General features: G+C 38.5%; 13 protein-coding genes. 5 read left to right on the forward strand and 8 right to left on the reverse strand.

Going from position 1 to position 13,664, the window contains the following annotated elements; translation table 11 throughout:
* Window positions 1-60: 60 nt before the first annotated feature.
* The 3 genes from recQ to ACWIW0_RS03010 all read right to left on the reverse strand — a co-directional run bounded on the left by recQ (window position 61) and on the right by ACWIW0_RS03010 (window position 2,740).
* Window positions 61-1,878, reverse strand: coding sequence for an ATP-dependent DNA helicase RecQ (recQ, locus tag ACWIW0_RS03000; RefSeq protein WP_454452148.1), 1,818 nt, complete (start codon window positions 1,876-1,878; stop codon window positions 61-63).
* A complete protein-coding gene (gene cyaY / locus ACWIW0_RS03005; protein WP_157394167.1) occupies window positions 1,878-2,186 on the reverse strand; it encodes an iron donor protein CyaY in 309 nt (102 codons plus the stop codon). Before cyaY ends, recQ begins: the two co-directional genes overlap by 1 nt.
* Window positions 2,187-2,308: 122 nt before the next feature.
* Window positions 2,309-2,740, reverse strand: coding sequence for a helix-turn-helix domain-containing protein (locus ACWIW0_RS03010; RefSeq protein WP_454443461.1), 432 nt, complete (start codon window positions 2,738-2,740; stop codon window positions 2,309-2,311).
* A 128-nt stretch (window positions 2,741-2,868) separates the two neighbouring features.
* Here ACWIW0_RS03010 and ACWIW0_RS03015 point away from each other — a divergent pair, with 128 nt between their 5' ends.
* A complete protein-coding gene (locus ACWIW0_RS03015) occupies window positions 2,869-3,630 on the forward strand; it encodes a DUF3944 domain-containing protein (RefSeq protein WP_454452149.1) in 762 nt (253 codons plus the stop codon).
* Window positions 3,631-3,679: 49 nt separating this feature from the next.
* On the opposite strand, the gene lexA is transcribed toward ACWIW0_RS03015, so the two are convergent.
* Window positions 3,680-4,315 (reverse strand): transcriptional repressor LexA, encoded by a 636-nt coding sequence (gene lexA / locus ACWIW0_RS03020; protein WP_157394168.1) that lies wholly within the window; start codon window positions 4,313-4,315, stop codon window positions 3,680-3,682.
* 142 nt (window positions 4,316-4,457) lie between these two features.
* Here lexA and plsB point away from each other — a divergent pair, with 142 nt between their 5' ends.
* A complete protein-coding gene (plsB, locus tag ACWIW0_RS03025; protein ID WP_454452150.1) occupies window positions 4,458-6,920 on the forward strand; it encodes a glycerol-3-phosphate 1-O-acyltransferase PlsB in 2,463 nt (820 codons plus the stop codon).
* Between the two features lie 103 nt (window positions 6,921-7,023).
* Here the strand turns inward: plsB and ubiH are convergent, their stop codons facing one another.
* Window positions 7,024-8,244, reverse strand: a complete 1,221-nt coding sequence (gene ubiH, locus ACWIW0_RS03030; RefSeq protein ID WP_454452151.1) for a 2-octaprenyl-6-methoxyphenyl hydroxylase — start codon at window positions 8,242-8,244, stop codon at window positions 7,024-7,026.
* The gene (gene selD / locus ACWIW0_RS03035; RefSeq protein WP_454445779.1) at window positions 8,244-9,287 is read right to left on the reverse strand and encodes a selenide, water dikinase SelD; all 1,044 of its coding nucleotides are present in this window, start codon (window positions 9,285-9,287) and stop codon (window positions 8,244-8,246) included. The genes ubiH and selD overlap by 1 nt, the downstream gene beginning before the upstream one ends.
* A gap of 137 nt (window positions 9,288-9,424) precedes the next feature.
* On the opposite strand from selD, the gene ACWIW0_RS03040 reads away from it, so the two are divergent.
* Together ACWIW0_RS03040 and ACWIW0_RS03045 are read left to right on the forward strand one after the other, a co-directional pair.
* On the forward strand, window positions 9,425-9,859 hold the full coding sequence (locus ACWIW0_RS03040) for a type II toxin-antitoxin system RatA family toxin (RefSeq protein WP_157394604.1): 435 nt from the start codon (window positions 9,425-9,427) through the stop codon (window positions 9,857-9,859).
* Window positions 9,819-10,154 (forward strand): RnfH family protein, encoded by a 336-nt coding sequence (locus ACWIW0_RS03045; RefSeq protein ID WP_454452152.1) that lies wholly within the window; start codon window positions 9,819-9,821, stop codon window positions 10,152-10,154. The genes ACWIW0_RS03040 and ACWIW0_RS03045 overlap by 41 nt, the downstream gene beginning before the upstream one ends.
* Before the next feature lie 3 nt (window positions 10,155-10,157).
* Here ACWIW0_RS03045 and htpG read toward each other — a convergent pair whose 3' ends face one another.
* Window positions 10,158-12,041, reverse strand: coding sequence for a molecular chaperone HtpG (htpG, locus tag ACWIW0_RS03050; protein ID WP_454452153.1), 1,884 nt, complete (start codon window positions 12,039-12,041; stop codon window positions 10,158-10,160).
* Window positions 12,042-12,259: 218 nt separating this feature from the next.
* Here htpG and ACWIW0_RS03055 point away from each other — a divergent pair, with 218 nt between their 5' ends.
* Window positions 12,260-12,682, forward strand: a complete 423-nt coding sequence (locus ACWIW0_RS03055) for an OmpA family protein (protein WP_157394607.1) — start codon at window positions 12,260-12,262, stop codon at window positions 12,680-12,682.
* Window positions 12,683-12,790: 108 nt separating this feature from the next.
* On the opposite strand, the gene adk is transcribed toward ACWIW0_RS03055, so the two are convergent.
* Window positions 12,791-13,435: an adenylate kinase gene (adk, locus tag ACWIW0_RS03060; RefSeq protein WP_157395469.1), complete on the reverse strand. Its 645-nt coding sequence runs from the start codon at window positions 13,433-13,435 to the stop codon at window positions 12,791-12,793.
* Window positions 13,436-13,664: the final 229 nt, after the last annotated feature.

Genomic DNA, 13,664 nt, shown 5'->3' on the forward strand with positions numbered 1-13,664 from the left:
TGGAAAAGCCTAGTAAATTATTTTCCTTAAATGGCAATTAGTATTGGTAATATCAATTTTTTATAGCTTTCTATAATCCAAATGCTCATTGATTAAATTCAAAAATAATTCACCGAAACGCTCTAGTTTTCTTTCACCAACACCATTGATTTCTAGCATCTCATCTTCGGTTCTCGGTAGATATTCTGCCATTTCTTGTAATGTCGCATCATTAAAAACGACATAAGGTGGAATATTTTCTTTATCGGCAATTTGCTTGCGTAGGAAGCGTAAACGAGCAAACAAATCTTTATCATAACGGTGATTAACTTGCTGTTTTTGTACATAAGCCGTTGCAGAAAAGTTCAGTCGTGGCATTGCAAGTGATAAACTTGTTTCTGCTCGCAGAATTGGTCGGGCAGATTCGGTCAATTGTAATGCTGAATGGTTTACAATATTTTGGCGGATAAGCCCTAAATGGATAAGCTGACGAGCTACACTTATCCAGTATTCTTGTGATTTATCTTTACCGATACCATAGACTGAAAGAGTATCTTGTTGTAATTCTCGAATTTTTTGGTTGTTCAATCCGCGTAATACCGCAATAACGTGATGTAGCCCGAAACGCTGCCCTGTTCGATAAATAACGGACATCACTTTTTGAGCATCAACTAAGGCATCGTATTGTTTAGGTGGATCTAAACAAATATCGCAGTTTTTACAAGGCTGTTGCTGAGATTCACCGAAATAGTTGAGTAATACTAAACGGCGACAGGTTTGAGATTCAGCAAATGCCCCTATCGCTTGTAATTTATGTTGCTCAATTTGGCGTTGATCCGTTTCGGGCTTTTCTAATAAGACTTTATTTAACCAACCGTAATCAGAAGGATCGTAAAAAAGCACCGCTTCTGCGGGAAGATCATCTCGCCCTGCCCGTCCTGTTTCTTGATAGTAGGATTCAATACTGCGGGGTAAATCAAAATGCACAACAAAGCGGACATTCGATTTATTGATCCCCATTCCAAATGCCACTGTTGCCACTACCACTTGAATGTTATCTCGCTGAAAAGCATTTTGTACCGTTTCACGCTCTTGCATTGTCATTCCTGCGTGATAGCCCATTACACTTACTCGTTTAGCTGCTAATTTTTCGGTAATTTCTTCTACTTTTTTGCGACTATTACAATAAACAATGCCACTTTTACCTTGCTGGCTTAAAATAAATTTAATTAACTGCTCTGTTGGTTTGAATTTTTCTTGTACGGTATAACGAATGTTTGGACGGTCAAAACTACCTAGATAGGTATGCGGATCTTGTAATTTTAGGTGCTGTAAAATATCCACTCGAGTGGTAGGATCGGCTGTTGCAGTGAGTGCGACAAGCGGTATGTTTGGGAAAGTTTTTCGCAATCCACCGAGTAAAGTATATTCAGGGCGGAAATCGTGTCCCCACTGTGAAACACAGTGAGCTTCATCAACAGCAATTAGGCTTATTTTGCAATGTGAAATAAAGTGAAAAAAGCCTGATGTCATTACTTTTTCTGGTGAAAGATAAAGTAATTTAAGTTGTCCTGATAGGGCTTTTTGCTCAACTTTCTGTTGCTCTTCTAAGGTTTGAGTTGAATTGAGATAGGCTGCTTCCACACCGTTTGTCAATAATTGATCTACTTGATCTTTCATTAACGAAATGAGAGGGGAAATCACTAATGTAATGCCGTCTAAACATAACGCAGGCACTTGGTAGCATAACGATTTACCGCCACCAGTAGTCATAATGACAAGGCAATCTTTACCTGTAAGAATAGCGTCAATTACTTCAGATTGACCTTGTCGGAATGATTGATAGCCAAAGACGTTATGTAAAACTTCTTTGGCTTTTGCAAGATTTGAGATGGGCATTAGCTAAAAGAGAGAGTTTCTCCGTGGCGAGCAACGGCTTCTTCTAAATGAACCCAAAAAGAACGCCCTTCGGCACTTACCCAATCGCCATCACGATAGGCAAAATGGAAACCTCCTAATTTGCTTGCTAACCAAAGTTCTAACATTGCTTCTTGTTTATTGATCACAATTTGAGAGTCATCATCAAAAGTAATGGTAAATACCGCACCTTGTGTTTCGCAATCTACATCACAGCCTTGTTCTTCTAGCTGTTCTTCGATCTGTTCCCATACTTTTTCTATTTCTTGATGAAATTCTGCTACATTCATAATCACTCACTTAAATGGTAAATTTTTAGAAAAATCAAACCGCTATTTTGAATTTTTCTCTCACTATTTGCAATCTCAAATTTGTGAAAAATGTTGTGTAACTGACCGCTTATAGCAACTTTTTAGTTACCTTCTAAACGTTCAATGACTTTATTTAAAGCGGTAATCTGAGCTTTAAGCGATTGAATTTCACGTTCTCGAGCGTCAAGTAGCTCATTTTTAGCATCAATAATATAGCGTAAATGAGCGATTTCGCCTTCCAAAGCTGGATTTCCTAAAGCAACACTAAAGTTGCTTGAATTACTAAAATTATCATTGGAATTATTGAATACTAAAACACCTTCGTTATCACCTGCCATTAGATCTTCTACACTGACTTCAAAGATTTGAGCGATTTGATGTAATCGTTCTACTCGAACTTGACTTTCGCCCCGTTCTAACTTGGCATAGCCTGTTACTGACATTCCTAATTTTTCCGCCATATCCGCTTGGGTTAAATTTTTATCTTCCCTGATATCACGGATATTTTGCCTTAACTGGTCACGAATATTCATAAAAAACTCTTTTTCGGTAGGTTATAGAATAACTTGGGTAGCCAAGTATAACTGTTGGTTGATTGTAGCAGTATTGCTTAAAAAATAGAATAAATTCGTTTTCTAATCCATAATTTTAAGGAGCTTATATGGCATATCGCTACGATCCTGATCTTGAATTTTTAGGCACTTGTTCATCAGAAGAACTAAATGATTTGGTTTACTTATTGACGCATGATCCTAAAGATGGAGAAAGTCGCTGGACGGAATTTTTGACAAAAAATACGAAATATAAACGCTACTATCCTGATCACCAAAAATACTGGGAAGAAATTGCAGAAGAAATTCAGCTATTTGGTGGAAATTCTATTGTTAATTTCTTCAGAAAGAGAGGTGTTCCATATAAAGAGGTTCTATGCGATGTTTGCGATAAAATGAAAGTGAACTACAACAAAAATTCTTCAACAAAACAGATTGAACAGAATCTCTTGATGAAGATTTTAGAAAAAGCATTGGATGAAATGAAACCCGAGGAATTAGAACAGCTTTCCAAAGAATTAGGGCTTGATAATCAAAATAAGCCAACTCCACAAATAATGATGGGTATGTTTATTACTATTTTTAAAATGGGTGGATTTAAGTCTTATCAACTAACGTTAGTGATTGCAAATGCCGTATTAAAAGCTTTGGTTGGACGAGGTTTAGCGTTGGCGGGTAATGCAGCTTTAGCAAGAGGAGCAGCACTTTTAGTTGGTCCTATTGGTTGGGCAATTACTGCTTTATTTACTGCTATTGATGTTGCAGGTCCAGCTTATCGAGTGACTATTCCTGCAGTAATCCAAGTAGTTTATTTGAGAACACTGGTTGAAAACCGCCAAAATATTGAGATGGCAAAACAGGTTCAATTATAAAGGAAAACAAGCGGTCAAATTCGACCGCTTATTTGCATTTTACTTAATTCTACATCCACGCATTACTACGAATTACACCTACTGCAATGCCTTCAATTTCAATAAAAGATGTTCTTGGATCAACAACAATCGCTTGTAGTTCATCATTTTCAGGGTGTAGGTAAATAAGTTCGCCTTTCTTTTCTAGACGTTTAACCGTTACTTCATCATCTACACGAGCTACAACCACTTGTCCATTACGGACCGATTGGGTACGGTGAACAGCCAGTAGATCGCCATCTAAAATACCTATTTTTTCCATTGAGTTGCCACTGACTTTAAGTAAATAATCCGCTTGTGGCGAAAACATTGCCCCATTGACAGGATAGCGGTTTTCAATATGTTCTACCGCAAGGATTGGTGTGCCTGCGGCAACTTTGCCAATCAGCGGTAAACCTTCTTCATCATTTGCTGCACTATTTTCATCTTCAACAAGAATACGGATACCACGAGATGTGCCAGATAACATTTCAATATACCCTTTACGAGCTAAGGCTTTCAGATGCTCTTCTGCTGCATTGGGTGATTTAAAACCAATTTCACGAGCAATTTCTACACGCGTTGGTGGCATACCTGTGCTTTCGATATGCTGTTTTACAAAATCAAAAATTTCTTGTTGGCGAGCGGTTAAATGTTGGCGTTTCATAAATCCTCACTGTCTTTATATACAGAATATAGTGTCATTATATACAGTAAATGTGGATTTGTAACTAACAAATACCATTTTCTATAAGAATTTATGCTAAAATTCGCTTAATCCGACCATAATTATTCAAAAGGATACAAAAATGTCAGCATTACTTAATATTTATCGTAAGTTTTTAAATATACCGCTCTCTTTATTAGTGAAATCTCGTTCTATTCCTACTCACCCGATTGAAGAGCTAGGGCTGAATCCTAAACAGCCGTTTATCTATGTATTACCTTATACTTCACAAACCGACCTTTTAATTTTACAGAAAGATTGTTTAGCCTTGAATTTGCCTGATCCATTACAGCCGAATGAGATTGAAGGACAAGTCTTACCACGCTATGTTTTTTTAGATGAAGGTAGACGCTTTTTTAAGTCTAAAGGGGCAAAAAGTGAAACAGAAACGGTATTTTATCGCTATTTAGATCTTCATCGGACGAATACGGAGTTAGATGTACAGCTTATTCCTGTTTCTGTGCTATGGGGGAGAGCTCCGGGGAAAGAAAAAGGCTTACCTGTTTTACGTTTACTAGGGCCATTACAACGCTTAATGACAATGATTTGGTTTGGACGTGATAATTTTATTCGTTTTTCTCAAGCCGTTTCATTACGTTATATGGTAGAAGCTCACGGGGCAGATCAAGGTATCGCTCAAAAATTAGCTCGTGTTGCCAAAATGCACTTTGCTAAACAGCGTTATTCTGCAACAGGCCCACGCTTACCTGATCGTGAAGCAATGTTTAATAAATTATTGCAATCTCCTGCTATTTTAGCTGCCATTGAAGATGAAGCTCAAAAACCAAAAAGTTCGCCTGAAAAAGCACGCAAAGAAGCTGAAAAAATTCTTGATGAAATTGCCGCAAATGTTCGCCACGAAAGTTTAAGAACTGCAGATCGAGTATTAAGTTGGCTTTGGAACAAACTTTATCAGGGCATCAATGTGCAATACGCAGAGCGTGTGCGTAAATTAGCATTGGAAGGGCACGAATTAGTTTATGTGCCTTGCCACCGTAGCCATATGGACTATTTACTGCTCTCGTATATCCTTTACCATCAAGGCTTAGTTCCGCCACATATTGCAGCAGGTATCAACCTAAACTTTTGGCCAGCAGGCCCGATTTTCCGTAGCTGGGGAGCGTTCTTTATCCGTAGGACTTTTAAAGGTAATCGCCTTTATTCCACGATTTTCCGTGAGTATTTAGCTGAATTATTCTATCGTGGGTATTCAGTAGAATACTTTATCGAAGGTGGACGTTCTCGTACTGGGCGTTTACTTGAGCCGAAAACAGGAATGATGTCAATGACCTTACAAGCCTTACAGCGTGGACTTTCTCGCCCAATTAGTATTGTGCCTGTTTATATCGGCTATGAACACGTTTTAGAAGTAGATACCTATGCAAAAGAGCTACGAGGTGCAGAAAAAGAGAAAGAAAATGCAGGTCTAGTGCTCCGAGTTATCAAAAAATTGCGTAACCTTGGACAAGGTTTTGTGAACTTTGGTGAGCCTATCCAGTTAAATAACTACTTAAATTCGCATTTTCCTGAGTGGAAAGCACCGCTTGAAGAAGGTTCTCGTCCAAAATGGCTGAATAATGCTGTCGAGTCAGTATCAAAACAAGTGATGGTGAATATCAATAATGCAGCCGCTGTCAATGCAAAAAACTTAATTGGGTCTGTTTTACTGGGATCACGCCAACGTTCTCTTACGAAAGAACAGCTCATTGAGCAGATTGAAAGCTATGTGCAATTATTTAAAAATGTACCGTATAGTAAGGACATTACCGTTCCAACGGAAACAGCGAGTGAAATGCTAGAACACGTCGTAACACTACCACGTTCGGGAGTAATTGTAGAGAAAGATAACTTTGGTGAAATTATCCGTTTAGATCGCCAATCGGCAGTTCTAATGACTTATTACCGTAATAATATTCAACATCTATTTGTTCTGCCTTCTTTGGTTGCAAGCATTGTGTTGCATCACGAGGCAGTATCCAAAGATCTGATTATGCAAAGCGTTCAGCGTATTTATCCATTCTTACAAGCCGAACTCTTTTTACATTTTGCGGAAGACCAAGTTCGTACACATATTGAAGATATCTTAGCGGAATTTAGTCGCCAAAATATTATTAAAAATGAAAGCGAAATGTTTATGATCAATCGCCAACGTATTCGAACTTTACAACTTCACGCAGCCGCAATTCGTGAGTTATTACAACGCTATTACATCAGCTTGAGTATTTTAATTGAACAACCTGATATTAGCCGTAATGAATTAGAAAAAGAGAGCCGTTCGATTGCCCAACGTTTATCAGTATTACACGGCATCAATGCTCCTGAATTTTTCGATAAATCACTGTTCTCAACCTTTAGCGGAACACTGAAAGAACAAGGATATTTTGATGACGAAGGAAATACTGCGGTGAATAAAGTGAAAGATATTGAAACGTTATTGCGTGGTTTAATTTCCCTAGAAATTCAGCAAACTATTCAGGGGGCAATGGTAAAACTGGAAGAAATTCATTCCATTGATGAAAGTAAGGCTGAAGAAATAGTGCAATGATATTGATAAAGCCCCTGAAGCGATATTAAAAATACCTATTTTAATGTATTTAATATTAGGGGCTTTAAGTACTTTTTATCGACTATTTTGTCCATTACATCTCTCACCACCCTAACGCTTGGTGGGCGACAAAGTTGCGTAATGGTTTTGAGTGGTTTAAGGTAATTAAGCCTAGATTACGGGCAATTTGAACAGGCAGAAAATCGCAAGAAAATAGCGAGATCAAACCGCTTGTGGTTTGCATAATACTCTGTTGATCGGCTAAACGCTGTTGTTCATATTCGTTCAATAATGCAGAGCCACCAATATCTTCTTTTTTCATAAAAGCCTGCCCAACAAGATTTGCTAAAGCAAAGAGATCTCGCATTCCTAAGTTAAACCCTTGCCCTGCAACAGGGTGTAGTAGCTGTGAAGCATTACCTACAATTGCTAATCTATGGTGGATATGTGAGCTTGCCTTTTGAGATGAGAGAGGATAGACAAAACGCTTGCTAACTTGAGTAAATTTCCCTAATTTCCAGCCAAATTGTTGTTGAATAGCCTGTAAAAAGTCTGTGTCAGACATTGTCATCGCTTGAGTAGGATCTTGCAAGCACCAAACGAGCGACATTGTATTGTCAGCCAAAGGAAGTAGGGCGAATGGGCCTTGTTTGGTAAAACGCTCAAAGGCTTGGTTATAATGTGGAGCGGTTGTTTTTACATTAGCAATGATTGCTGACTGCTGATAATCTCGAATAAAGTCAGTGCTTATGCCACATTGTTGAGCAATTTGAGATTGAATGCCATCTGCGGCAACGAGTAGAGATGTTGTAATCTGTTTATTGCTTTGTAAGGTAATCTGGCAAGCGGTAAGATCACGCTCAATTTTTGCAACGGTATCAGGGCAGAATAGTTGAATGTTCGGTTGCTGAGCAATCAGTTGGTTAAGCTGTTCACCTAGCGTTGCCAGCTCAACCACCACGCCTAGTTGCGGTAAAGCTAATTCATCAGCTTTTAAAGTGGTTTTGCCAAAATGATTTTGGTCAGAAACGTGAATTTGTTGAATTGATGTAGCGATTTTTCGGATACGTTCAGAGAGATTGCCGCCAACAAGCGGTTCAATTTTCGCTAATTTTTGCAAGCTACCATAAGCTAGAGCAATGGAACGAGCATCAAATCCCCCTTGTTCCGCATAATTTGGCGAGCTTTTTTCGATAATCGCGATATTAAGCTGATGAGTAGTGGCGGAACTCAATGCAAGTGCAAGGATAGAACCTGTAATAGCACCGCCGACAATCACCACATCAACATTTAACTTTTCTTGTGTTTCTGACCCTTCAGCCATTATTTTACCTCAATCAATGCTTTGCTGTTGTCTGCATCAAACAGTCTTCCAACAGGATAAAGTGGAACTTGAGCTGCTTTTGCAATTTGTTGAACGAAACTGACTGCTTCAGGTTTAACCGCAATCAGTAAACCTCCTGATGTTTGTGGATCACATAAAATGGCTTTTTGTTCATCGGTTAATGGCGAAATCCATTGCCCATAGCTATCAAAATTACGTTGTGTTCCACCAGGTACTGCACCTTGAGCGATATATTCTTTTACGCCATCAAGGGTATGGATTTGTTCACTATATACTTCAGCTCTTAATTGAGAGCCTTGGCAAATTTCGGTTAGATGCCCTAATAGACCAAAGCCTGTTACATCGGTCATTGCGGTAATTTCAGGGATTTTTGCAAATTCAGCCCCGATTAAATTCATCTGGCACATCACATCACGAGCAAGGTTTTTATGTTCAGTTTTGAGTTTTCCTTGCTTTTCGGCGGTAGTCAGTACACCGATGCCTAATGGCTTGGTTAAGAATAATTCACAGCCAGCTTGAGCAGACGCATTCTTCTTCACTTGCTCCGTTGAGATAATACCTGTTACGGCTAAACCAAAGATAGGTTCTGGCGAGTCAATAGAATGACCGCCAGCGAGAGCGATACCAGCTTGCTGACAAGCAAAACGTCCACCCTCTACAATTTTTTGTGCGACTTCGGCAGGTAATTTATTGATTGGAAAACCCAAAATAGCGATTGCCATAATAGGTTTGCCCCCCATCGCAAAAATATCACTAATCGCATTCGTGGCAGCAATTCGCCCAAAATCAAAAGGATCATCAACAATTGGCATAAAGAAATCGGTTGTACTAACGATACCGACACCATTACCAATATCATAGACGGCCGCATCATCTTTTGTTTCATTGCCGACTAATAAATTCGGATCGATAAATTTTGCTTGTTCCGTATGCAAAATTTGTTCTAAAACTTTAGGGGAAATCTTACAGCCACAGCCAGCACCGTGGCTATATTGGGTTAAGCGAATCGGTTCGTTTTGCATAATGTACCTCTGTTCTTATTTAGCCTAAATAAAGATGGTTAGCTCAATTCTACTCCGATTTGCAAAAAATTGACAGTAACCGACCGCTTGTAACTATGCTAAACTAGCAATATCGATCAATTTTACACTCAATCACTATGCCAATTATTAACCAATCTGCCCTTGTTGCTTATAGTGCGGAGCAGATGTATCAACTTGTAAACGACTATGAAAAATACCCACAATTTTTATCTGGCTGTGTGGGAGCAAGTACGCTAAGTTTAGGTGAAAATGAGCTGAATGCAGAGCTTGTTATTCAGAAACTGGGAATTAGTCAGCGTTTTAGTACGCACAATACGATGATCCCGAATCAGAAAATCACAATGGAGCTATTAAACGGGCCTTTTCGTTATTTGAAAGGCTACTGGACGTTTCAGCCCTTTGACGAGCAGAGTTGTAAAATTACCTTACAGCTTGAGTTTGAATTTTCAAATACCTTAATTGCAATGGCATTTGGCAAGATTTTTAATGAACTTACTTTAAAAATGGTCAATGCGTTTAAACAACGAGCTAAGGAGATCTACGGTGTCTGATGCTGAGAAAAAAGAAAAAATTGTGGTAGAAGTGGTTTATGCTTATCCCGAAAAGTATTTTTTGAAAAAGATCGAATTAGAGAATCCGATCTCAATTCAGAATGTGATTTTACAATCGGGCGTATTGCAAAAATATACGGAAATAGATTTAAGAGAAAATAAGATCGGCATTTTTAGCCGCCCTGCGAAACTCATCGATCTAGTTGAAAATGGCGATAGGATCGAAATCTACCGCCCACTCGTTGCTGATCCGAAAGAGATTCGTCGTAAACGAGCAGAGCAGCAGAAGAAGTAAAAATTATCCCAACAGCTTATTCATTCTCTTAATAAACGCAGTTGGGTTTTCTAATGTGCCACGTTCAGCAAGAAGTGCTTGTTCAAAGAGTAACTCAATCCATTCATTAAATTGATCTTCATCGGCAATATCTGCCACACGTTTTACCATTGCGTGATCTGGGTTTAGCTCAAAGGTATATTTAACTTCAGGTGCTTGTTGCCCCATTGCGGCAAAGAGTTTTGCCATTTGTGTCCCCATTTCGTCACTGTCCGTAGAAACAACCGCAGGCGTATCAGTTAAGCGGTGAGTTAATACTACTTTTTTGACACGTTCACCAAAGTAATTTTTAGCACGATCTAAGAATGAGGAAAATTCTGCCTCTTGAGCTTTTTGGCTCTCTTCTTCCTGCTTATCAGCAAGATCGCCTAAATCTAAATCTGATTTGGTAATGCTTTGTAATGGTTTACCGTCAAATTCGGTTAAATAGCTTAACATCCATTCATCAATACGGTCTGAAAGCAGTAAAACTTCAATGCCTTTTTTGTTAAACAGTTCTAAATGCGGGCTATTTTTAGCAACTTGGTAGCTGTCTGCAGTTAGGAAGTAGATCGCTTTCTGACCTTCTTTCATTCTTGCAATATAATCCGCTAAACTCACCGCTTGTTCGCTACTATCACTATGGGTTGAGGCAAAACGTAATAGTCCTGCAACTTGTTCTTTGTTAGCAAAATCTTCACCCACACCTTCTTTTAGTACCAAGCCGAACTCTTTCCAGAATTGTTGATATTCTTCAGGATTATCTTTCGCCAGTTTTTCAAGCATCTGTAAGGTGCGTTTTGTTAAAGCTGAACGAAGTGCCGCAGTGGTTTTGTTATCTTGTAAAATTTCACGAGAAACATTGAGAGGCAAGTCGTTGGAGTCTAACAAACCACGCATAAAGCGTAAGTAATTAGGCATAAAGACTTCGGCATCGTCCATAATAAACACACGTTGCACATAGAGTTTTAAGCCGTGTTTTTGATCACGATTGAAGAGATCCCAAGGTGCTTTGCTTGGTACATAAAGTAAGCTGGTATATTCTTGTTTGCCTTCCACTTTGTTATGTGACCAAAGGAGCGGATCGGCAAAATCGTGGCTAATATGTTTATAAAACTCTTTGTATTCATCGTCCGAAATATCCGATTTTGAACGAGTCCAAAGAGCTTGGGCTTTATTGATTTTTTCCCATTTAGTGCCAATTTCTTTGCCTTCGTCATCAAATTCTTTGGTTTGAATTTCAACAGGTAAGCCGATATGGTCGGAATATTTGCTGATAATATCACGCAAACGCCATTCGCTTAAAAACTCTTTTTCATCTTCACGCAAGTAGAGAATAACATCAGTGCCACGATCGGCTTTTTCAATATCAGCAACGGTATAATCACCTTCGCCTTTTGATTCCCATAGAACACCTTGAGAAGCTGCTAAACCTGCCGCACGAGTACGTACAACTACTTTTTCCGCTACGATAAATGCTGAATAGAAGCCCACACCGAATTGACCGATTAACTGGCTATCTTTGGCTTGGTCGCTACCTAAGGCATTTAAAAATTCTTTTGTGCCAGATTTGGCGATAGTGCCAAGATGATCGATAACTTGCTCTCGGCTCATACCAATGCCGTTATCGCTAATTGTAATAGTACCAAGTGTTTCATCAACACTAATACGCACACGCAATTCACCATTGCCTTCATATAAATCTGGGTTAGAGAGTGCTTTAAAACGGAGTTTGTCTGCTGCGTCCGATGCGTTGGAAATGAGCTCTCGTAAGAAAATTTCTTTATTTGAATAGAGTGAGTGAATCATCAATTGAAGCAGTTGTTTGACTTCAGATTGAAAACCACGCGTTTCTTGATTTGTACTCATATTGTCCTCTTAGATCATTTGAATTATTTATATAAAAGTGGGAGGTAAATGGGGTAAAAAAATGAAGTTTCAAGGGTAAGAGATTAATAAAAAGAGTTATCAGTTTGTATTGATAACAGTGAAGCAAGTATTTTAATAAAATAGACTTTACAAATTTTACTTTTAAAAATACAATTGTCTAAAGGATATACAAACAATGTTTCTTTGAGGAAATCAAAATGAGAAAACTACTTTTAAGTGCCAGTGTCATTACAATGCTAACAGGTTGTGTGGCGGGAACGACTATTTCATTACCTTCAGATACTTATTTTGCAACTGATAGTGCAACAATTAAGCCTTCTGCTCAAGATAGTATCAGAGAAGCTGCAGGACGTATTCACCGTAATATCCTGACTATCAACCATATTATTGTAGAAGGAAATACAGATAATGTTGGTAATGCTTCTTATAATGTTCAGTTATCTAAACGTAGAGCACAGGCTGTTGCAAATGAATTATTAGGGTATGGTGTTCCTGGTAGAATGATTAGCGTTCGAGGTAATGGCGAAGCTAAGCCTATCGCAAGTAATAGTACTCAGTTAGGTAGAGCTCAAAATAGACGAGTAGATATTATTGTTCAAGGTAGTATGTTACTTCCATAAGTTGTTGTAAGCTATAAGCAAATTTTTATCAAATTGTTATAAGCTGAGAATGCAAAAATCCTTGTTAGTTAAGCTAACAAGGATTTTTTCGTTGAGTTAATTTATTTATTAACCTAATAGTTTATTTAATTCCGCACTCACTGCTTCAACAGGTTGTGTGCCATCTAAACGGTGGTATTGTGTATTTCCTGCTTCCGCTTCTGCTGTGTAATAAGCGATAAGCGGTTTGGTTTGCTTGTGGTAGATAGCTAAACGATCTAATACAGTTTCAGGTTTGTCATCTTGACGAATAATTAAATCTTCACCTGTTACATCATCTTTGCCTTCCACTTTTGGTGGGTTGTAAACAATATGATACGTACGACCAGATGGTTGGTGTACTCGGCGACCACTCATACGCTCAACAATGACTTCATCAGCAACATCAAATTCTAAGACGAAGTCAATTTTTACACCAGCTTCTTTTAACGCATCAGCTTGTGGAATAGTGCGAGGGAAACCATCTAATAAGAAACCATTTGCACAGTCTGGTTGAGCAATACGATCTTTTACTAATGCAACAGTTAATTCATCAGGCACTAATTTTCCTTCGTCCATTAACGCTTTAGCTTGTTTACCTAATTCTGTGCCTTCTTTAATTGCTGCACGGAACATATCCCCCGTTGAAATTTGTGGAATGCCAAATTTATTCATCATAAATTGTGCTTGTGTTCCTTTACCTGCACCTGGTGCACCCAATAAAATAATTTTCATAAGAACCTCAAATTAACATTAAACATAAAACAAAATAAATTTTGCCAGACTGATGACAAACCCCAATTTGTAGTATCCAATTAACGGACGCCAGCGTGGCGTCCCTACATAACAAAATAAAATCTGTTATTTTTCAATTGGTTATAACTTTCCTTGTAGGGACGCCACGCTGGCGTCCGAATGAAAAAGACTTTGTCAATAATCTGACAAAATAAATTTTGCAAAACTT

Source organism: Ursidibacter sp. B-7004-1 (assembly GCF_053654055.1).

What these genes read in the sequence shown, in the direction of transcription:
- ACWIW0_RS03055 (WP_157394607.1), top strand. Translation starts at nt 12,260, where the DNA reads ATGAGAAAACTACTTTTAAGTGCCAGTGTCATTACAATGCTAACAGGT.
- adk (WP_157395469.1), bottom strand. Translation starts at nt 13,435, where the DNA reads ATGAAAATTATTTTATTGGGTGCACCAGGTGCAGGTAAAGGAACACAA.
- cyaY (WP_157394167.1), bottom strand. Translation starts at nt 2,186, where the DNA reads ATGAATGTAGCAGAATTTCATCAAGAAATAGAAAAAGTATGGGAACAG.
- plsB (WP_454452150.1), top strand. Translation starts at nt 4,458, where the DNA reads ATGTCAGCATTACTTAATATTTATCGTAAGTTTTTAAATATACCGCTC.
- recQ (WP_454452148.1), bottom strand. Translation starts at nt 1,878, where the DNA reads ATGCCCATCTCAAATCTTGCAAAAGCCAAAGAAGTTTTACATAACGTC.
- ACWIW0_RS03010 (WP_454443461.1), bottom strand. Translation starts at nt 2,740, where the DNA reads ATGAATATTCGTGACCAGTTAAGGCAAAATATCCGTGATATCAGGGAA.
- htpG (WP_454452153.1), bottom strand. Translation starts at nt 12,041, where the DNA reads ATGAGTACAAATCAAGAAACGCGTGGTTTTCAATCTGAAGTCAAACAA.
- ACWIW0_RS03015 (WP_454452149.1), top strand. Translation starts at nt 2,869, where the DNA reads ATGGCATATCGCTACGATCCTGATCTTGAATTTTTAGGCACTTGTTCA.
- ACWIW0_RS03045 (WP_454452152.1), top strand. Translation starts at nt 9,819, where the DNA reads ATGCGTTTAAACAACGAGCTAAGGAGATCTACGGTGTCTGATGCTGAG.
- selD (WP_454445779.1), bottom strand. Translation starts at nt 9,287, where the DNA reads ATGCAAAACGAACCGATTCGCTTAACCCAATATAGCCACGGTGCTGGC.
- ubiH (WP_454452151.1), bottom strand. Translation starts at nt 8,244, where the DNA reads ATGGCTGAAGGGTCAGAAACACAAGAAAAGTTAAATGTTGATGTGGTG.
- ACWIW0_RS03040 (WP_157394604.1), top strand. Translation starts at nt 9,425, where the DNA reads ATGCCAATTATTAACCAATCTGCCCTTGTTGCTTATAGTGCGGAGCAG.
- lexA (WP_157394168.1), bottom strand. Translation starts at nt 4,315, where the DNA reads ATGAAACGCCAACATTTAACCGCTCGCCAACAAGAAATTTTTGATTTT.